This window comes from Stenotrophomonas sp. SI-NJAU-1, from assembly GCF_020883215.1.
Lineage (GTDB): Bacteria > Pseudomonadota > Gammaproteobacteria > Xanthomonadales > Xanthomonadaceae > Stenotrophomonas > Stenotrophomonas indicatrix.
Genome location: NZ_CP086598.1, coordinates 3175126 through 3194964, shown reverse-complemented (window position 1 = coordinate 3194964; position 19839 = coordinate 3175126). Strand labels below are relative to the sequence as shown.

Sequence of the window (19839 nt, the reverse complement as noted above, 5' to 3'; positions counted from 1 at the left end):
GGCCCCCATGTCGGGGGGATGAGAATCGACATCTACTCCGACGTGGTCTGCCCCTGGTGCTGGATCGGCAAGCATCGCTTCCAGCAGGGTGTGCAGTTGCTGGGCGCCGATGCGCCCGAACTCGAGATCCACTGGCAGCCGTTCCAGCTTGACCCGGATGCGGACACCACCCCGGTGCCACTGCGCGAGGCCTATGTGCGCAAGTTCGGCGGTGCCGAGCGCACCGAGCAGATTCTGGGCCAGACCCAGACCACTGCGCGGGCCGAGGGCCTGCCGATGGACTTCAGCCAAGGCCAGGTGCGGGTAACCACGCTGCCGGCGCATCGCCTGTTGTGGCTGGCTGGCCAGCACGGCGTGCAGGAGGCCGTCGGTGAGGCGCTGTTCCGCGCCCATTTCGAACATGGGCAAAATCTGGCCGACCCGGCGGTGCTGGTCGAGGCCGGCGCCGCCGGTGGCCTTGCCGCAGACGAGATCCAGCAGATGCTGGCCGGCGATCGTGGCCTGGCCGAGGTGGAAGCGGGCCTGGCACAGGCCCACGCACTGGGTATCTCCTCGGTGCCCACCTTCGTCATCGACGGCCGCTGGGCGGTTTCCGGAGCCCAGCCCCCGGAAGCCTTCGCCAACGCGCTGCGCCAGATCGCCGCCGAGCAGGCGGCAGGGCAGGGTGCGGCGGGTGCCCCGGACGGCGGCGACGACACCTGCGGCGCGGACGGCTGCAAGGTCTGACCGACCCGCAGAAGGGGACGGAGGGGGTTGAGTCGCATCCGGCACCAGTGGGTCGATTGCGCCTTGATCCCCTCCGTCCCTTTTTGACCACTGCGCCTGTTGGCCGGTTCTGCGACAATGCGGCACTGCGCCATGCGGGCGCCCGTTGTGGAGATCGACCATGCTGCTGATCGGCGTTGCCGGTACTGAACTGACCGCCCAGGAACGTGAGTGGCTGCAGCACGATGCTGTGGCCGGGGTGGTGCTGTTCAAGCGCAACTTCGCTTCGCGGCAGCAGGTGACCGAACTGTCCGCGGCGATCCGCGCTGCCGCACCGCGCCCGCAGTTGATCTGCGTGGACCAGGAAGGCGGTCGCGTGCAGCGCTTCCGTGAGGGCTTCAGCGAACTGCCGCCGCTGCAGGACATCGGTGTCCAGTACGCCAGGGATCCGGACGCTGCGCTGGCATTGGCCGAGCAGCACGCCTGGCTGATGGCCAGTGAGGTCCGTGCCAGCGGCGTGGACCTGAGCTTCGCCCCGGTGGTCGACCTCGGCCGTGGCAATCGCGCCATCGGCAATCGTGCCTTCAGTGAAGACCCGCAGGTCGTGGCCGCGTTCACCGCCGCCTACGTACGCGGCATGCATGCGGTCGGCATGGCCGCCACCCTCAAGCATTTCCCCGGCCATGGCACCGTGCTGGAAGACACCCACGTGGATACCGCGATCGATCCGCGTGCGCTGGATGAACTGCGCGTACAGGATCTGGTCCCGTTCACGGCCGGTATCGCCGCCGGCGCCGATGCGGTGATGATGGCGCACGTGATCTACCCGCAGGTCGCACCGGAACCCGCTGGTTACTCGCCGCGCTGGATCCAGCAGATCCTGCGTGGCGAGCTCGGCTTCCGCGGCGTGGTGTTCTCCGATGACATCGGCATGGCCGCCTCGCACAGCGCCGGTGGCGTGCCGGCACGCGTGCACGCACACCTGGATGCCGGCTGCGATGTGGTGCTGGTCTGCCACCCGGAGCTGGTCGATGAAGCCCTGCACGCGGTGCAGGGACGCTCCCTCAATACCGCTGCGCTGCTGGGCCTGCTCGGCCGCGGCGCGCTTGGCTGGGATGGCCTGCTGGCCGATGCCCGCCATGGCGACACCCAATCCCGTCTGCTGCAAACCCTTGGAAGAACCGTCTGATGCCGAACCTCACCATTTCCCAGGCCCTGGCCCAAGCCGACCTGCTGGTCGACCGCCCCACCATCGACAAGGCCATTGCCGGCATCGCCGACGCCATTGCGCGCGACTACCAGGGCGAGGTGCCGCTGTTCCTGTCGATCATGCACGGTGCGCTGCCGTTCGCCGGCCAGCTGGCACTGGAGCTGGGCGCGCGTGGCCAGGACGTGCAGTTCGATTACCTGCACGCCACCCGTTACCGCGGTGAGACCACCGGCGGCGACCTGGTGTGGAAGCACAAGCCGGCCACGGCGCTGTTCGGCCGCCGCGTGCTGCTGGTCGATGACATCCTCGACGAGGGTTACACCCTGCAGGGCGTGCGTACCTGGTGCCTGGAGCAGGGCGCGACCGACGTGCGCATTGCCGCGATGACCGTGAAGAAGCACGATCGCGCGCTGCCGGACGTCACCGCCGACTATGCCGGCATCGAGCTGCCGGATCGCTACGTGTTCGGTTTCGGCATGGACGTCAACGAAACCCTGCGCTGCGTGCCGGCCATCTACGCGATGAAGGAATAACAACGCGGCCGCCTGCGGCCTGCGTTTCCTGCCGCCGGCATCCTCGGGTGCCGGCGTTCTTTTTTCTCTGGAGTGCTTTCCATGCAACAGATCGCCCTGGCCGTGATTGGCGGTACCGGTGTCTACAACCTGGCCAAGCTTGACGACGTGCAGACCCACGAGGTCGACACCCGCTTCGGCAAGCCATCCGGCCCGGTGCGGGTCGGGACATTGCTCGGTCATCGCGTGGCCTTCCTTGCACGCCATGGTGAAGGCCATTCGCTGCCGCCGCACAAGATCAACTACCGGGCCAACCTGGCCGCGCTGCAGCAGATCGGCGCGCAGCGGGTGCTGGCGCTGAACACGGTCGGTGGCATCGGTGACGATTTCGGTCCGCGCGTGCTGGCCTGCCCGGATCAGGTAATCGATTACACCTGGGGCCGCATCAGCACGATCTGCGAAGAAGAGGGCACCGACGTGGTGCACGTCGACTTCGGCCATCCGTATACGCCGATGCTGCGCAGCAAGATCCTGGCGGCGGCGAAGGTGACCGGTGTGAAGGTCCACGATGGCGGCTGCTATGGCGCGACCCAGGGCCCGCGGCTGGAAACCATCGCCGAGATCGCGCGCATGCGCCGCGATGGCTGCGATCTGGTGGGCATGACCGGCATGCCCGAAGCGGCGCTGGCGCGTGAGCTGGGGCTGGATTACGCCTGCCTGGCGATCGTTGCCAACTGGGCCGCCGGGTGCGGTGATGGTGAGGAGATCACCATGGCCGAAGTGCTCGCCAATGTGCAGGCCGCCAGCAACGGACTTCCGGAACTGGTCGGCGAATTGGCGAGGGGGTGATTGTCTTCGCGTAACAAGCTTTGCATACTCAGCTTGTGCGCGGGTTCAGCGTACACCACCCATTCATTGCATAAGGTCACGCATCACCATGCCGAACGGTACCGTCAAGTGGTTCAACGACGCCAAGGGATTTGGCTTCATCTCGCCGGAGGACGGCAGCGCCGACGTCTTCGCGCACTTCTCCGCGATCAACTCCAAGGGCTTCCGCAGTCTGCAGGAAGGCCAGAAGGTCACCTACGACGTGACCCAGGGCCCGAAGGGCGCCCAGGCCTCGAACATCGTTCCGGCCGAGTGATCCACTCGATAGTGCGTTGAAAACCCCGCTTCGGCGGGGTTTTTTTTGCTCGCCGTGAAGATGCTCTTGCGGCGGGAGCGCCTGTCCCTGCGTGCGAATGTCCCCCGGCGCCGCCACCACTGCCGGCTCTCCTGCGAAGTAAAGGAGGAGGCAGCCGCGCAGAGGCTGCCGGGGGACATTCGCAGGAGGGCCGGCAGTGGTGGCGGAGCCCGGCACATCTGCTCGGAAGAGGGGCAGCTGATGTACCGCCCCTGCGCCGATGGCACAATGCGGGCATGACGGAACGACTGCGCATCGCCGTGATTGGATACGGCACCGCTGGCCAGGCATTGGCCATCCTGCTCACCCGTGATGGCCACGAGGTGGAGATCTTCGAACGCGTGCCGACCCCCGGGCCGGTGGGTGCGGGATTCCTGCTGCAGCCCAGCGGACTGCAGGTGCTGTGGCAGATGGGCCTGCTTGAGGCCGTGCGTGGCTACGCCATGCCGGTGCACCGGCTGTATGGCGATACGCCGTGCGGGCGCGCGGTGATGGACATGGGCTATGACGGCCTGGATGTGCGCCTGCATGGCATGGGCATGCAGCGCGGGGCGTTGTTCTCGGTGCTGGACCAGGCGCGTGAAGGCGCCGGCGAGCTGCACGTGGGCACGACCATCGTCGAGGTCGATCACCAGCAGGGGCGGCTGCGCGACAGCGACGGTCGCACGCACGGACCGTTCGATCTGGTGGTTGCCGCCGACGGCGCCGCCTCCACGCTGCGCAACGCCGTCGACGGTGGCGCGGCGCTGGACCGGGTGTACCCGTGGGGCGCGCTGTGGTGCCTGTTGCCGGTCGAAGACTGGCCGCACATGCAGCAGCTGCGGCAGCGCTACGTCGCCGCGCGCAAGATGATCGGCCTGCTGCCGGTGGGTACCCGGCCCGGTGACGACACGCCTCGCCTGAGTTTTTTCTGGAGCCTGCCGCGTGCGGACTTCGACCGCTGGCAGGGCGACGGCATGGCGCCCTGGCTGGAAGAACTGCATGCGCTGTGGCCACAGGCGGGCGCGCGCTTCGCCCATCTACGTGACGCCGGTCAGCTGGCGCGTGCGGTGTACCGCGATGCCGTGATGAAGCGTTGGCATCAGGGGCGGCTGGTGTTGGCAGGCGATGCAGCACATGCGATGAGCCCGCAGCTGGGGCAGGGCGTGAACATGGCGCTGCTGGATGCACTGGCACTGCGTGACGCCTTGCGCACCCACGGTGGTGGCGAACCGGCATTGCAGGCCTACCAGGCGCAACGACGTGCGCATGTGGCGGTCTATCAGCGCTGGAGCCGCTGGCTGACGCCGCTGTTCCAGTCCGATCGCGATGCGTGGGCAAAGGCGCGCGATGTGCTGTTGGGACCGATGGGACGACTGCCTGGCGGGCGCGGGCACATGCTGCGCGTGCTCAGCGGCACCCAGCACGGATGGCTGGGCGCGTTGCCGCTCGATCCGGCATTCATCCAGGCGCTTGCCGCTGCGCCCCTGCCGCTACAGGGCGTGGAAATGCCGGCCACCGCGTGAAGCCTTTCGTTACGGCATTTAACGATTGCCTCACCCCGTATGTGCGACAAGAGATGAGCACGCGGCAGCCGCGTCGCCCGCTTTCCTTTTCGTGATCGATCATCGCGTGGCCCGGGTGGCGCCGCCGTCGTTGCCTGCTGCGGCCCGGATGCGCCGCACGATGCACGAGGAGGATGCCATGTTGTTCGCGGTCGAGAAGCTGGAATCGGAAATCTGCAAGCTGCGCGGTCTGCTGCGGATGCTGCACGAGGACCAGCCCGACGTGCTGGAAGATGTGTTCGAGTTTCATGTCGGCAGTCTGATCAGCCACGCAGCACCGGAAAGCCACGGCCATATCCGCGCCTGCGCGCAGGAAATGCTGATGGCGATACAGGCACTGCCGCGCGACGCCGACGAGGCGACGCAGGATTTCAGCCTGATGCGCGGAATCGCCGCTCGCCCGTCGTAATCCCGCGCAGATCTCGACGCGTCAGCGAACCGGTAGCGGCACTACGCTGTCTTCCACACAGGCGAGCAGCTGTTCGCCCGGCGCCAGTACAGGCACCACACCGGCGGTGAATGCCGAGAATGCCGGCAGGATGGTCACGCCGTGGCGCAGCCAGAACGCGGGGAAGCGCCGACGCAGTGCCGGCAACGCAACCTGCGGATGCACATGGCCCGCCAGCACGTGCGCGGAGGCATCGGCCAGCGGCTCGTGCCGCAGCAGGAACGGTCCCCATCGCGCGTCGTCATGCATCTGCACCTGCAGCGCCGCCTTCGGCAGATCCCGGTCGTGATTGCCGCGCACCACGTGGATGTCCAGCGCCGCGTGCTGCTCTCGCCAACCGAGCCATTGCTGATACCAGGCCGCGCGATGCGCCGGGCCGTGCAGGACGTCGCCGAGGATCCATAGTTGCTGGCACTGGTGCATGGTCACCAGGTCCTGCAGGCGCTGCAGGTCATTGCCGGTGCCGCCCGACGGCAGGGCGATTCCCGCACGCCGGAACACGTCCGCCTTGCCCAGGTGCAGGTCGGCGATCAACAACGCGCGCTGCGCCGGCCACAGCAGCGCCCGGCCGCCGAGCAGAAGCATCGACTCACCTCCCAGCTGCAGCGGAAGATCAGCGGCCATGGCGGCGCTCCAGCTGCTGCGCGGCACGCTGCACGCGCGTGCGCCAGTCTTCATTGCTGAACTGCCCACGCAGGCGTTCGGCCCACAAGGGAAATGCCAGCGGGGTCAGTGATGAGGGCCGCTGCAGGGACAACGAACGTGTGGCAATGCGTGCCAGCACCTGCTGCAACCCGGGCAGGTCGAGGCTGTCGTGCAGTACTTCCTGCTCGGCCAATGCCAGCAGCAGATGCTCCGGGTCGTGCTCGCGCAGCACGTCATGCAGCAGTCCGGCGGAGGCCTGCAGCTGGCGCAGCGAGCGTGGCATGCCACCCGGCAGGCTGGGTACCAGCAGGCCCGCCACGCGCGCGATGCCGCGGAACTGGCGGCGCGCCAGCTCGCCCAGGTTCACCGCTTCGCGCAGGTCCTGCAGCAGGTCGCCAGCATCCAGCATTGCCCGCCAGTCTGGTTCCTGCAGATCCACCGGCGTGGCCGGAGCGAGCACCAGGCCATGGTCATTCACTGCATAGCCGATGCTGTTGCGTTGCCGGCGGGTGCAGCGCAGGGCCAGCAGCGCGGCCAGCGCTTCATGCACATGGCGGCCGGCAAAGGGATAGACGAACAGGAACTGGCCTTCGCGTCGGCGCACGTCTTCCACCAGCAGGTGGTCGGGCGATGGCGGCGCAGACAGCTGCGACTGCACTGCCAGCAGCGGCGCAAGCCACCGCGACTCCGCACTCTGGTCGGCGCCTGACAGCACCTTTTCCAGTTCGCGGCCCAGCGGCATCGACAGTGGCAGCTGGCCGCCCTGCCAGCGCGGTACCACGCCATCACCACCACCGCGCGCCACGCGTACGAACGCGGTCATGTCGCGCAGCTGCACCAGCTCCAGCAGCCGCCCCGCAAACTGGAAGCGGTCGCCGCGGCGCAGGCGGCTGGCGAACTGCTCTTCCACCGCGCCCAGGCTGCCGCCACGCAGGAACTGTACGCGCACGCTGCCGTCGCTGCTGATGGTGCCGATCGACAGCCGATGGCGCAGCGCCTGGCGGCGATCGGGCATGCGGTACACGCCGTCGGCATCGCGTACCACCTTATGGAACTCCGGGTACCGGGACAATGCACGTCCGCCCTGCACGATGAAATCGATCACCGCATTCCACTGTGCGTCCTCCAGCGCGGCGAAGGCATGCGTGCCACGGACCTGTTCCAGCAGTGCATCGGCGTTGAAGCCGCCCGCCAGCGCGCAACTGACGGCGTGCTGGGCCAATACGTCCAGCGACAACGTGGGAGGACGTCGCGCTTCGATCACCCCGTCATGCAACGCGTGCCGGGCCGCCGCGTACTCGGCCAGTTCCAGCGCATGGCTGGGAATGCACAGAATCTGGCCGCTGGCACCGGGGCGATGGCGTGCACGCCCGGCGCGCTGGCGCAGGCGCGCCACGCCCTTCGGGCTGCCCAGCTGCAGCACCTGGTCCACTTCCGGAAAGTCCACGCCCAGATCAAGGCTGGAGGTGGCCACCACGCACCGCAGCGTGCCCGCACGCAGTCCGTCCTCAACCTGCTGTCGCAGCGTGGGATCCAATGATCCATGGTGCAGGGCGAGCGTGCCGGCATCTTCCGGCCACACGGCTGCGAGGGCCTGGTGCCACAGTTCCGCCTGCGCACGGGTATTGGTGAAGAGCAGGCTGCTGCGTGCACGGAACAGCGCGTCGAGCACGCGCGGGAGCTGGGAAAGGCCAAGATGCCCGGCCCATGGAAAGCGTTCGCCGGGTTCGGGCAGCAGGCTGCGGATCGTCACCGGCCGCTGCCGTGCACCTTCCACGATCGCTGCCTGTGGACGGTGTGGCAGCAGTACGTCGCGTGCCTGTGGCAGGTTGCCCAGTGTGGCCGACAGCCCCCACAGCTGCATCGCCGGCGCTGCCTCACGCAGCAGCGCCAGATTCAACTGCAGCAGCACGCCACGCTTGTTGCCCAGCAGTTCGTGCCATTCGTCCACCACCACGCAGCGCAGTTGGCGCATGCGCTCAAGGGTGTCGGGATAGCTGAGCAGCAGCGCCAGCGACTCCGGCGTGGTGACCAGCACGTCGATGCGACCTTCGCGGGCCAGGCGCCGGTCGCGGTTGCTGGCATCGCCGCTGCGCAGCCCCACGCGCCAGCCCAGGCCAAGGCCGTCGATCGGTGCCTGCAGCGCACGTGCGGTATCGCTGGCCAGCGCACGCAGCGGCGTTACCCACAGCACCTGCAGCGGGCGTACCGCGCTGGCGCGACGCGGTGCTGGGGGCGGGTCGAGCATCGCCTGCAGCAGGGGGCCGCCGAACATGGCAAGGGTCTTGCCGCTGCCGGTGGGCGTGTGCAGCAGGCCCGATTCGCCCGCCAGATAATGACGCCACATCGCGCGCTGGAAGGGAAGGGGGCGCCAGCCGCGGCTGCCGAACCATGCGTGCAGGCGCTGCAGCGCATCGCTGCGCTTCATCGCGCCAGCGCCTGCAACTGGGCCAGGTGGTCGGCTTCGGCAGCCGGCTTGTCGTGGCGCCAGCGCAGGATGCGGGGAAAGCGTACGGCGATGCCGGACTTGTGGCGCGCGCTGCGGTTGACCGCTTCGAAACCAAGTTCGAACACCTGTTCAGCACTTACGCTGCGCACCGGGCCGAAGCGTTCACGCGTGTGTGCGCGTATCCAGCGGTCGAGGGCGAGGATTTCCTTGTCGTCCAGACCGGAATAGGCCTTGGCCACTGGAACCAGTGTGTCGCCGTCCCAGACGCCGAAGGTGTAGTCGGTGTACAGCGTGCTGCGCCGACCATGGCCTGCCTGCGCGTACAGCAACACCGCATCGATCGTGAGCGGTTCGACCTTCCACTTCCACCAGTCGCCACGGCGACGCCCGGACTGGTAGACCGAATCACGACGCTTGAGCATCAGCCCTTCCACGCCGCGCTCGCGCGATGCTTCGCGCAGCTGCGCGGCATGCTGCCAATCGTCGGCGCCTACCTCAGGCGACAGCTGGATGCGCGGATCGCCGAGCGCGCCGACCACCTCGGCCAACTGCACGCGTCGCTGCTGCAGCGGCAGTGCACGCAGGTCCTCGCCGTCGCGTTCAAGCAGATCGTAGGCGAGCACGCGTACCGGCGTGTTGCGCAGGGTGGCGGCACCGGGTTTGCGGCGCTGGATGCGGGTCTGCAGGGCGGTGAATGCACGCGGCAGATTGTCGGCGTCGTCCCATGCCAGCAGCTCGCCATCGAGCACGCAGCCATCGGGCAGAGACGCTGCCGCCTGCTCGATCTCCGGGAAGCGGCCGTCCAGCCGTTCTTCGCCGCGCGACCACAACGCCACCTCACCCTGGCGCCGCAGCAACTGCAGGCGGATGCCATCCCACTTCCATTCCAGCAGCCAGTGGCTGATGTCGCCCAGCCGCTCGGTGGGCTCGCCCTCCAGCGGCGAAGCGAGGAAGAACGGGTAGGGCTGCTGACGATCGGTCGGCAGTTCTTCGGCAGACAGCAAGGTGGCCAGCAGGCCGGGGGAGGGCGCCCAGTCGCCGAGCATGCGCTGGGCGATGCGGGCGATATCCAGCCCGGACCACTCGGCCAAGGCCTGCTGCACCACGCGCTGCGATACGCCAACGCGCAGCGCGCCGGTCAGCAGCTTGTTGAAGACCAGGCGTTCGGCCGATGCTAGCTGTCGCCAGCCGTCGACCACGGCGGCACGACGCACCGGCTCCGGCTGGTTGGCAACGGCAAGCAGGTGGTGTTCGATCCAATCGGCCAGAGGCCGATCCTCGGCGTCGGTGGCCGGATCATCCAGCAGCAGAGTGAGCGTTTCAGCAAGGTCGCCGACCTGCGCGTAGCTGTCATCGACCAGCCAGGGGGGCAGGCCGGATTCGTCGGCGATCCACGCCCGCAATTCGCCGCTGCCGGCAATCTTCCGCCGCGCGCCGCCCACCTTGCCGCCGCTGAGCAGGTACAGCGCCCACGCTGCGTCATGCGGGCGTGCGTGCTGGAAGTAATCGATCAATGCCGCGCGCTTGTCCAGCGTCGCCGTGCTGCGATCCAGCCGCTGGTACAGCGCGGCGAAGGCCTTCATTCCTCGCCTCCGAAATCGGTGCGGAACGCTTCGGCCGCAACGCCGCGTTCGCGCAGGTACGGAATCAACGCATCGGTGTTGCCGTGGGTGGCAATGACCCGCTGCGCGCCGGTCTGGGTGATGGTCTGCAGCAGCGCTGGCCAATCGGCATGGTCGGAGATCACAAAGCCACGGTCGACGTTGCGCCGGCGGCGGTTGCCGCGCAACTGCATCCAGCCCGAGGCGAAACCGAGCTGGTGACGGCCGAACCGGCGCAGCCAGGGCGTACCGGCGGCCGAGGGCGGGGCCAGGATCAGCTGGCCGGCCGCATCGGGCTGACGCCCCTGTTCGGCAACGGTGAGCGTGTCGAGCATGGGCACACCGGCCTGGCGATAGACGGCCACGCCGTTGGCGATGGCGCCATGCAGCCAGGCGGGCTGGTCATCCACCGCACGCAGCTCGGCAAGCACGCGTTGCGCCTTGCCCAGCGCATAGCAGAGCAGCACTGCCGCTTCGCCCCGCTGCGCGCACTCGCGGCGCCAGGCGGCGATCTCGGCCGCCACGGCACGGGTATCGGGCCAGCGGTAGATCGGCAGCGCAAAGGTCGCCTCGGTGATGAAGGTATCGCAGGGCACCACTTCGAATGCAGTGCAGGTGGGGTCCGGCTGGCGCTTGTAGTCGCCCGACGCCACCCAGACCTGCTCACCATCGTCGATGCGCACCTGCGACGAGCCGAGCACGTGGCCGGCGGGATGCAGCGATACCTGCACCCGGCCCAGCGCGAACGGCACGCCCTCGGCATGCGCGTGCAGCGGCACATCGCCCAGGCGCCAGCGCAGAATCGGCACGCTGCCGGTGCTGCAGTGGTACTCGCCCATGCCCGGACGCGCATGGTCGCCATGGCCATGGGTGATGACCGCGCGCGGTACCGGCCGCCAGGGATCGATATGGAAATCGCCTGCCGCGCAGTACAGCCCTTCCGGCCGCAGTACTACCAGATCGTCGTTGCCTGCCATGCCGTCACTGTGGCGGTCCGGTCGTGCACGTGGCGAGAATCGGCCTGAACGCGGGGTTGCCGGGCGATACGGCACAATCGGGCCGCACACCTCTTGCCGGCGGGGAAGGAACCGATGAGTGGACCGAGCTTCAACAGCAGCGCTCCCTACGAAACCCATGTGGTGCTCAACCAGCCGCCGCCGTTTGCCGGCCGGCAGCTGTGGACCGACGACATCGCATTGATGGAGGCCGTGCAGCGCGAGGGCGCGGCGGCGTTCGCGCCGCGGTTGGCGGTGTACGGAGGGTTGGCTGGCGACGCGCTGTACCGGCTGGGCTTCGATGCCAACCGCGATCGCCCGCGCCTGCGCACCCATGATGCGCAGGGGCATCGCATCGACGCCGTGGAGTTCCATCCGGCGTATCACCAGTTGATGCAGACGGCGAAGGAACATGGCGTGGCAGGGTTGTCCTGGCACGAGCCACAGCCCGGCGCGCATGTCGCGCGCGCTGCGCTGAGCTACCTGCACCACCAGGCCGAGGCCGGCACCAGCTGCCCGTTGACCATGACCCACGCCGCGGTAGCCGTGCTGCGCGGGCAGCCGCATCTGGCCGAGTGGTCGCGCAAGGCCGCCGCACCGGTATACGACCCGCGCGATGTGCCAGTGGCCGACAAGGCCGGCATCACCCTGGGCATGGGCATGACCGAGAAGCAGGGCGGTTCGGATGTGCGCGCCAACACCACCCGCGCCGAACCCATCGACGGCGAGCGCTATCGGCTGATCGGCCACAAATGGTTTTTCTCCGCACCCATGTGCGATGGCTTCCTGGTACTGGCGCAGGCGCCGGCCGGATTGACCTGCCTGCTGATGCCACGGCGCCTGGCCGACGGCGATCGCAATGCATTCCGCCTGATGCGCTTGAAGGACAAGCTGGGCGACTGGGCCAACGCATCCAGCGAAGTGGAGTTCTGTGGCGCACAGGCCTGGCGTGTGGGCGAGGAGGGCCGCGGGGTGGCCACCATCATCGGCATGGTGATGATGACCCGGCTGGACTGCATGCTGGGCGCTGCGGCGGAAATGCGCATGGCGCTGGCGCAGGCGCTGCACCATGCGCGGCATCGGCGCACCTTCGGCAAGCCACTGATGGACCATCCGCTGATGGGCAACGTGCTGGCCGATCTGGCGCTGGAATCGGAAGCGGCCACGGTACTGGCGATGCGCATCGCGCGCGCGGTCGATCGCGCCGGCAGCGATCCGGCCGAGGCCGCGCTCGCGCGGCTGGGTACGGCCTTGGGCAAGTACTGGATATGCAAGCGCGCACCTGCGTTCGTCAACGAAGCGCAGGAATGCCTGGGCGGTGCCGGCTACGTGGAGGAATCGATGTTGCCGCGGCTGTACCGGCAGGCACCGTTGAATTCGATCTGGGAAGGCAGCGGCAACATCCAGTGCCTGGATGTGCTGCGCGCGCTGGCGCGCGAGCCGGAGGTGCTGGCGGCGCTGCACGGTGAACTGGAGGCGGTGGCCGATCGTGATGCGCGTTATGCGTCGGCATTGCAGCAGTGGCGCGATGCGGCAGCGCCGCAGGAGGCACAGGCACGGGTATTCTGCGAACGCACTGCCTTGCTGCTGCAGGCGGCGCTGTTGCTGCGTGCCCGCAGTCCGATGGCCGAAGCGTTCATCCGCAGCCGGCTGCACGGCGAACATGGGTTGGCGTTCGGCACGCTGCCGGCGGGGTTGGATGTGGCGGCGATGCTGGCGCGTGCGCTGCCGTAGGTGACGGCCAACGGCGAAGCCCCTCGTGGTGGGCGCTGCTGGAGCGTGGGCAGGGCCGCGCGGCCTTGGACGGTTTCCGTGCGCGCCCAGCACGGAATCAACAGAAGAAGCGAAAAGCAGAAAAGCCGCGGCGATGCCGCGGCTTTTCCGGTAGCGCCGGGCCATGCCCGACGAAAGCGAAGGCCTCAGTGCTTGGCTTCTTCCTTGGCGGCAGTGGCCTTGGCGTCGTCGGCCACATCGCGGGCCTTGTCGGCAACCTTCTGCGCGGCATCGGCCGTGGCGTCGCTGGCGTGGGCGGCGGCATCGGTGGCTGCGACCTTGGCCTTGTCGGCGGCGGTGGCGGTCGCGGCTGCGGCGCTGTCCAGCGCCTGCTGGGTATCGGCGGCAGCCTGTTCAGAGGCGGCGGCGGTCTTGTCGGCAGCGTCGCGGGTGGCGGCGGCGGCCTTGTCGACGGCATCGCGTGCGGCGACGCCGGCGCTGTCGGCGGCCTGCGCGGCATCCTGCTTGGCCTGTTCGGCTTCCGGGCCCTTGCAGGCAGCCAGTGCGAGCAGCAGGGAGGCGGCCAGCAGGGTAGTGGTCAGCGGACGGATCTTCATGGCGGTCTCCGGTACTGCAATGGATGGGGACGCCAGCCTATTCATACCGTTGTGAAGACCTGGTGGTGACCTGCGCACGGAACTGCGCGCAAAGAAAAAGCCGCTGGCGAACCAGCGGCTTCTTCAGAACAGCTTGAAGAAAGAAGTTATTACTTCTTGGCTTCTTCAGCAGCGTCCTTGGCCTGCTCAGCGGTAGCTTCGGCAGCCTTGGCGGCGTCCTTGGCTTCGCCAGCAGCGGCGTCGGTGGCAGCGCCAGCAGCCTGGGCAGCGGCGTCGACCGAAGCGTCAGCAGCGGTGGCGGCGGTGTCAGCGGCCTGCTGGGCAGCGTCGGCGGTCTGGGCGCCAGCAGCGGCGGCCTGGTCGGCAGCAGCCTGGGCTTCGGTGGCGGCCTGGTTGGCCGAAGCAGCGGCGTCCTGGGCAGCTTCCTGCTTCGAGCAGGCGGCCAGGGCCAGAGCCAGGGACATCGCGACCAGCAGCTTGTTGATGCTCATTGTGTAAATCCTCGTCGTTAGAATTAGGCAACGCGCATGCTGCGCGCCGACAACATGATGACAAGCCAAGATTGGGTGTCAAGCGATCCCGCATTCATTTTTGCGAAATAGTCGTTAAACCCTTTCAGATCAATTCGATGGCGATAGCCGTCGCTTCGCCGCCGCCGATGCACAAGGTGGCAATGCCGCGCTTGCCGCCGCGCGTGCGCAATGCGTTGACCAGGGTGACCACCAGGCGTGCGCCGGAGGCGCCGATCGGATGGCCCAGCGCGCAGGCACCACCATTCACGTTGAGCTTGTCGTGCGCGATGCCCAGTTCGCGCATCGGTGCCATCGCCACCACGGCGAAGGCCTCGTTGACTTCGAACAGATCGACCTGGTCCAGCGACCAGCCGGTCTTCGCCAGCAGGGTGTGGATGGCGCCGATCGGGGCGGTGGTGAACCACTCCGGCTCCTGCGAATGGGTGGCATGGCCGACGATGCGCGCCAGCGGCTGCAGGCCGCGTGCGGCAGCATCTTCTTCGGTCAGCAGGACCACGGCGGCAGCGCCGTCGGAAATGCTGGAGGAACTGGCGGCGGTCACGCTGCCGTCCTTCTTGAAGGCCGGGCGCAGGGTCGGGATCTTGGCAATGTCCGAACGGCTGGGCTGTTCGTCGCTGGCGACCTCGACTTCACCCTTGCGGGTGGCGACCTTCACCGCAACGATCTCGTCGGCGAAGGCGCCGTTGGCCTGGGCTGCCTGTGCGCGCTTGACCGATTCGATGGCGTAGGCGTCCTGCTCTTCGCGGGTGAACTGGTACTTGTCCACGGCGCATTCGGCGAACTCGCCCATGGCCTTGCCGTCGTAGGCATTGACCAGGCCGTCGTGGGCCATGTGGTCCACCGCCTGGAAGTTGCCGAAGCGGTTGCCGGTGCGCGAATTGGGCAGCAGGTGCGGGGCGTTGGACATCGACTCCATGCCGCCGGCGACCACGACCTTGGCCGAACCGGCCTTGATCAGGTCATGCCCGAGCATGATGGCCTTCATGCCCGAACCGCAGACCTTGTTGAGGGTGGTGGCGCCGACCGACAGCGGAATACCGGCGGCGATCGCTGCCTGGCGGGCAGGGGCCTGGCCGAGATTGGCCGGCAGCACGCAGCCCATCAGGACTTCGGAGACGTCGCTGGCAGGAACGCCCGACTGTTCCAGCGCGGCGGCGATGGCGGCCGCGCCGAGGGTCGGGGTTGGAACGCCGTTGAACTGGCCGAGGAAGGAGCCGATGGCGGTGCGCTTGGCGGCGGCGATGACGATGTTGGACATGGCAATCTCGTTGATGCGTGAACAATGTTCGGAAAGGAGACGACGGGCGTTGGATACGGCGCCGTTTCCCGGCAGACTGCGTGGGGGTCGGTCCAGTATAGAGGGTCGGCGAAGACTGCCGCTGGGCAGTACTGGATGCCTGCCCGGAGGGCGGCAGGCCAACGTTCATGGGAAGGAAACGATGGAACGCAAGACGATGGGAAGGTCGGTCCTGGCATCGGCGCTGGCGGTGGCGCTGTCGGCGTGTGGCGGTGGAGGGGGCGGCAGCAACGTGCGCATCGACCCGCCACCGACCACGCCTCCAGTCACGCCCCCGGTCACCCCGCCTCCCGCGTCCAAGCCGCTGGAACCGGCCGTGGATGCGCATCTGGCACAGACCAACGCGCGTGCCGCACAGGCCACTGGCGCGACGGGCCGCGGCGTGCGCATCGGCATCGTCGATTCGGGCGTGCTGCGCAGCGCCGAGGCGTTGAACGGTCGGGTGGTGGCCAACCTCAACTACATCGACCCGAGTCGCAACAATCTCAACGTCGATGACGTGCTCGGCCATGGCACGGCCGTCGCCAGCCTGGCGGCCGGTGCACCGGTGGGGGTCTGGCCCGGCGGCATCGCCCAAGGTGCGGAGATCGTCTCGGCACGCATCATTTCCGACACCACGCCCAAGGATGACGGCAGTGGCAGGGGCAACTCCTTCAGCGGCACGCTGGGCGTGGCCGGCGTCCACCAGGACCTGATCACCTACGGTGTGAAGGTGATGAACAATTCCTGGGGCGGCCTGTACTGGACCGACCTCGGCACCACCGCGCAGGTCGCGGGCGAATATCGCCCCTTCATCATCAATCACGGTGGCCTGGTGGTGTTCGCTGCAGGCAACGAGGGGCGCGACCAGCCCAGCAGCGTGGCTGCGCTGCCCAGCCAGCGTGGCGTCGGCGGATCGCTGCCGGCAGCCGACCTGGAGAAGGGCTGGCTGGTGGCCACCGCGATCGATCCGAACAAGCCGGGTGAGCGTGCGCCGTGGGCCAATGCCTGTGGCGACGCCGCACGCTATTGCCTTGCCGCTCCCGGCAGCGCGGTGTTCCCGGAGCCGGGTACCGGCAAGTACCTGTGGAATTACGGTACGTCCTTCGCTGCACCGCTGATCTCCGGTGCAGCGGCACTGGTCTGGCAGCGCTATCCGTACTTCGACAACGACCTGGTGCGGCAGACCCTGCTCGGCACCGCCACCGACATCGGGGCGCCGGGCGTCGATCCCATCTACGGCTACGGCATGCTCAACGTCGGCAAGGCGGTGAACGGTCCCGGCCGCTTCGACTGGGGCGATGTCACGGTCAATGTCGACGCGGCCTCTTCGGGCTCGATCTGGAGCAACGACATCGCCGGCACCGGTGGCCTGATCAAGCGCGGCGATGGCCGGCTGGAGCTGAGCGGCAACAACAGTTACAGCGGTGCGACCCGCATCGAGCGCGGCAGCCTGGCCCTGCGCGGTGGCGCCGTGATCCGTTCCAACGTGAGCGTTTCCGGTGCCGGCGGTGCCTCGATGGCCGGCCTGCAGTTCATGCCCGGCACGCCGCGGGTGATCGGCAACGTCGACAACGGCGCCAGCGTGGTGTTGGTCAACGCCAACACCACCGCGACCATCGAAGGCAATTACAGCCAGCAGGCGGGTGCGCAGCTGATCGTCGCGCTGGGTGTGAACGCGCTGCAGGTGACCGGCACCGCACGCCTGGCCGGCGGCGTGGTGGTCGATGGCATCGTGTCCGGCTACGTGCCGCAGGTCGGCAGCCGCCAGGGTCTGGTCCATGCCAACGGCGGTATCAACGGCACGTTCACCACGCCGGTGGCTAACACTGGCGCCAACGGCCTGACCCTGCTGCAGGCGCAGTACGGCTATGGCAGCAACGATGCGTGGATGGACCTGACCCAGGTCAACGTTTCGGCAGCCGCATCGGGCCTGGGCGCCAATGCACAGGCATCGGCACTGCGGGTGCAGTCGGCTTTCACCGCGCTGGACCGCAATGCGGATCTGCAGGGCTCGGCGTTCGGCGTGGCCGCAGGCGCGCTGCAGCGTACGTCTGGCGGAACCGATGGCCTGTCGGCGAGCCTGGAGAGCCTGTCCGGACAAGCACATGCGCGCGCTGAAGCATCGACCTTCGACAGCGTGGACATGTCGCGCCGCGCGGTTGCCGAGCGCTTCGACCGCGTGCAGGCTGCGCCGAAGCTGCGTGGCGCCTGGCAGAGCGCGCTGGGCGAAGCCGGGCAGGGCAGCTTTGCCGGCAACGCCGCCGACAGCCAGGGCTGGGTGGCCGGCCAGGACGTGGCACTGGGCAGCAACGGCCTGCTGGGCATGGCCTTTGGCGAAACCCGCAGCAACGGCGGCAGCAACTTCAATGGTGATCGTGGGCGTGACCGCCAGGCGCAGGCGCAGTTCTATGCCGGCTGGAACCTGGGGCGTGGCTATGCGCTGGCCCAGTTCGGCACCGGCCAGTTCACCCGGGAACTGGATCGCCAGTTGCTGCTGGGTGCCGGTGCCTACGGTGTGTCCGCGCGTTACGGCGGGCGTTTCAGCAGTGCCAGCGTCGAAGGCGGCTACCGTTTCGGGCGCATCGGTGCGTCGTTGACACCGTACCTGGGGGCCAGCAGCACCCGTCTGGACACCGATGGCTTCAGCGAGCAGGGCGGCTTCGGCTTCGGCCTGCGCGGTGAGGCGTCGCGTGCACAGCGCAGCCAGATGCTGGCGGGCCTGCGGGGTGAGCGGAAGTGGGGTCGTTGGACCCTGCGCGGCCATGCCGAATGGCAGCAACGGCTGGATGGCGGTGAGCAGGCCTGGCAGGCAAGTTTCGTCGGCGTTGATGCCTGGGCGCCGTTGGCCGGTGTTGACGCACCGCGTGGCAGTGCCTTGTTCGGCCTGGCGCTGGAATCGTGGTGGGGCCGCAATGGCCGCCTGAGCCTGGGTATCGACCAGCGCGTGGGTGGCGATGATGCACGTCAGGCGGCGCTGCGCTACAGCACCGGTTTCTGATCATGGCGCCGGGCTTGCCCGGCGCGTTCATCCGGCGGTGCCGACCCACGGTCGGCACGCGTCCGGTTGCCGAGGGCGGCGCTCAGCCGCCGCGCAGGTCGCCCAGGCGCGGTGTGCTGCGGCCCAGCGGCATCTTCAGCTTGCCGATCGACAGGATGCGCGCTTCTGCGATCCGGTCTGCCGCGCGCTGCGGGGCGATGTTCTCGCGCTGCGACAGTTCGAAGATGCGCGTCAGGTTGTGGTAGATGCTGCGGATCAGCCGCATCGCGCGCTCGCGGTTGTAACCGTCGATTTCCAGCGACACGTTCATCACGCCACCAGCGTTGACCGCGTAGTCAGGCGCATACAGGATGCCGCGCGCATGCAGCTCGTCGCCGATCTCCAGGCTGGACAGCTGGTTGTTGGCGGTGCCACAGATGATCTTCGCCTTGATCCGCGGCAGCGTGTCGGCGTTGATCGCGCCTTCCAGCGCGCACGGCGCGAACACATCGGCGTTTACTTCGTGGATCTCGTCCGGCTTGACTGCCTCGGCGCCGAAATCGTTGACTGCACGATCCACCAGCGCGCTGTCCAGATCGGTCACGTACAGCTTGGCGCCACGGTCGCGCAGCAGCTTCACCAGTTCCATGCCGATATGGCCCAGACCCTGCACCGCGATGCTGGTCTTGCCCACTTCCTCATGGCCGAACTTGAAGCGCATCGAGGCCATCAACGCCTGCAGCGCGCCATAGGCGGTGAACGGCGCCGGATCTCCCGAGCCGCCATGGACCTGGTGCACGCCGGTGACGAACTGGCTCTCCAGGTAGATGTTCTCCATGTCGTTGACGTCGGTGCCGACGTCCTCGGCCGTGATGTAGCGACCACCCAGCGAATCGACATAGCGGCCGAACGCGCGGAACAGCACTTCGGTCTTGTCGACCTTGGGGTCGCCGATGATCACCGCCTTGCCGCCACCGACATTGAGACCGGCCAGTGCATTCTTGTAGGTCATCGTGCGGCTCAACCGCAGCACATCGGCCAGCGCATCGTCGGTGCTGGCGTAGGGGCGCATGCGCACCCCGCCCAGGGCAGGGCCCAGGGTGGTGTTGTGGATGGCGATGATTGCCCGCAGGCCGGCATCCTGGTTGTGGCAGAACACCACCTGTTCGTGGCCGGTGGTTGCGAGGGTTTCGAATAGCATGGGGTCTCCGATGGCGCGATCTGCGGTGAACTGCGGCGAACTGCCAATGAACGGTAGGGTCCGAAAACAAAAAAAGCGACGTCGTCGGTACAGGGGGACGGGTCGCGCGGCGCCATTCTAGTCCATTCGCCCGGGATATGCCGTCGACGCCGGACGCGCCCGGGTTAAAGAAGATGAAAGTGCGGCCGATGCTGCGACGACGGCAGGTCGCCGGATGTGATGAAGGC

17 protein-coding genes are annotated in these 19839 nt (G+C 67.9%); 9 read left to right on the top strand and 8 right to left on the bottom strand.

Annotation, left to right across the window (positions count from 1 at the left end; translation table 11 throughout):
- Positions 1–18 precede the first annotated feature (18 nt).
- From LMF57_RS14690 to LMF57_RS14660, 7 genes are all read left to right on the top strand, one after another.
- The gene (locus LMF57_RS14690; protein ID WP_229290109.1) at positions 19–726 is read left to right on the top strand and encodes a DsbA family oxidoreductase; all 708 of its coding nucleotides are present in this window, start codon (positions 19–21) and stop codon (positions 724–726) included.
- 160 nt (positions 727–886) lie between these two features.
- The gene (gene nagZ, locus LMF57_RS14685) at positions 887–1894 is read left to right on the top strand and encodes a beta-N-acetylhexosaminidase (RefSeq protein WP_229290108.1); all 1008 of its coding nucleotides are present in this window, start codon (positions 887–889) and stop codon (positions 1892–1894) included.
- Positions 1894–2448, top strand: coding sequence for a hypoxanthine-guanine phosphoribosyltransferase (locus LMF57_RS14680; protein WP_025879180.1), 555 nt, complete (start codon positions 1894–1896; stop codon positions 2446–2448). Before nagZ ends, LMF57_RS14680 begins: the two co-directional genes overlap by 1 nt.
- A gap of 81 nt (positions 2449–2529) precedes the next feature.
- Positions 2530–3276, top strand: a complete 747-nt coding sequence (locus LMF57_RS14675; RefSeq protein WP_025879179.1) for an S-methyl-5'-thioinosine phosphorylase — start codon at positions 2530–2532, stop codon at positions 3274–3276.
- 88 nt (positions 3277–3364) lie between these two features.
- Positions 3365–3571 carry a cold-shock protein gene (locus LMF57_RS14670; RefSeq protein WP_019183439.1) on the top strand — a complete coding sequence of 69 codons (207 nt, stop codon included), beginning with the start codon at positions 3365–3367 and terminating at the stop codon, positions 3569–3571.
- 275 nt (positions 3572–3846) lie between these two features.
- Positions 3847–5115, top strand: coding sequence for an NAD(P)/FAD-dependent oxidoreductase (locus LMF57_RS14665; RefSeq protein WP_229290107.1), 1269 nt, complete (start codon positions 3847–3849; stop codon positions 5113–5115).
- Positions 5116–5293: 178 nt separating this feature from the next.
- Positions 5294–5563 carry a hypothetical protein gene (locus LMF57_RS14660; protein WP_117311951.1) on the top strand — a complete coding sequence of 90 codons (270 nt, stop codon included), beginning with the start codon at positions 5294–5296 and terminating at the stop codon, positions 5561–5563.
- Positions 5564–5584: 21 nt separating this feature from the next.
- Here LMF57_RS14660 and pdeM read toward each other — a convergent pair whose 3' ends face one another.
- From pdeM to LMF57_RS14640, 4 genes are read right to left on the bottom strand one after another with little or no spacing between them, the layout of a single operon-like run.
- A complete protein-coding gene (gene pdeM, locus LMF57_RS14655; protein WP_080148862.1) occupies positions 5585–6226 on the bottom strand; it encodes a ligase-associated DNA damage response endonuclease PdeM in 642 nt (213 codons plus the stop codon).
- Positions 6216–8675 (bottom strand): ligase-associated DNA damage response DEXH box helicase, encoded by a 2460-nt coding sequence (locus LMF57_RS14650; RefSeq protein ID WP_229290105.1) that lies wholly within the window; start codon positions 8673–8675, stop codon positions 6216–6218. Before LMF57_RS14650 ends, pdeM begins: the two co-directional genes overlap by 11 nt.
- Positions 8672–10279, bottom strand: coding sequence for an ATP-dependent DNA ligase (locus LMF57_RS14645; RefSeq protein ID WP_229290104.1), 1608 nt, complete (start codon positions 10277–10279; stop codon positions 8672–8674). Before LMF57_RS14645 ends, LMF57_RS14650 begins: the two co-directional genes overlap by 4 nt.
- The gene (locus LMF57_RS14640) at positions 10276–11274 is read right to left on the bottom strand and encodes a ligase-associated DNA damage response exonuclease (RefSeq protein ID WP_033831729.1); all 999 of its coding nucleotides are present in this window, start codon (positions 11272–11274) and stop codon (positions 10276–10278) included. The genes LMF57_RS14645 and LMF57_RS14640 overlap by 4 nt, the downstream gene beginning before the upstream one ends.
- A 114-nt stretch (positions 11275–11388) precedes the next feature.
- Here LMF57_RS14640 and LMF57_RS14635 point away from each other — a divergent pair, with 114 nt between their 5' ends.
- Positions 11389–13026 carry an acyl-CoA dehydrogenase family protein gene (locus LMF57_RS14635; RefSeq protein WP_229290103.1) on the top strand — a complete coding sequence of 546 codons (1638 nt, stop codon included), beginning with the start codon at positions 11389–11391 and terminating at the stop codon, positions 13024–13026.
- A 185-nt stretch (positions 13027–13211) separates the two neighbouring features.
- On the opposite strand, the gene LMF57_RS14630 is transcribed toward LMF57_RS14635, so the two are convergent.
- The 3 genes from LMF57_RS14630 to LMF57_RS14620 form a co-directional block, all read right to left on the bottom strand.
- Positions 13212–13622, bottom strand: a complete 411-nt coding sequence (locus LMF57_RS14630; protein WP_025879171.1) for a hypothetical protein — start codon at positions 13620–13622, stop codon at positions 13212–13214.
- A 149-nt stretch (positions 13623–13771) separates the two neighbouring features.
- Positions 13772–14113, bottom strand: coding sequence for a hypothetical protein (locus LMF57_RS14625; RefSeq protein WP_025879170.1), 342 nt, complete (start codon positions 14111–14113; stop codon positions 13772–13774).
- A gap of 124 nt (positions 14114–14237) precedes the next feature.
- Positions 14238–15413: a thiolase family protein gene (locus LMF57_RS14620; RefSeq protein WP_208081954.1), complete on the bottom strand. Its 1176-nt coding sequence runs from the start codon at positions 15411–15413 to the stop codon at positions 14238–14240.
- Positions 15414–15594: 181 nt separating this feature from the next.
- Here LMF57_RS14620 and LMF57_RS14615 point away from each other — a divergent pair, with 181 nt between their 5' ends.
- The gene (locus LMF57_RS14615) at positions 15595–18432 is read left to right on the top strand and encodes an autotransporter serine protease (protein WP_229290102.1); all 2838 of its coding nucleotides are present in this window, start codon (positions 15595–15597) and stop codon (positions 18430–18432) included.
- 82 nt (positions 18433–18514) lie between these two features.
- Here LMF57_RS14615 and LMF57_RS14610 read toward each other — a convergent pair whose 3' ends face one another.
- Positions 18515–19612, bottom strand: a complete 1098-nt coding sequence (locus tag LMF57_RS14610) for a Glu/Leu/Phe/Val dehydrogenase dimerization domain-containing protein (protein WP_025879167.1) — start codon at positions 19610–19612, stop codon at positions 18515–18517.
- Between the last annotated feature and the right edge of the window lie 227 nt (positions 19613–19839).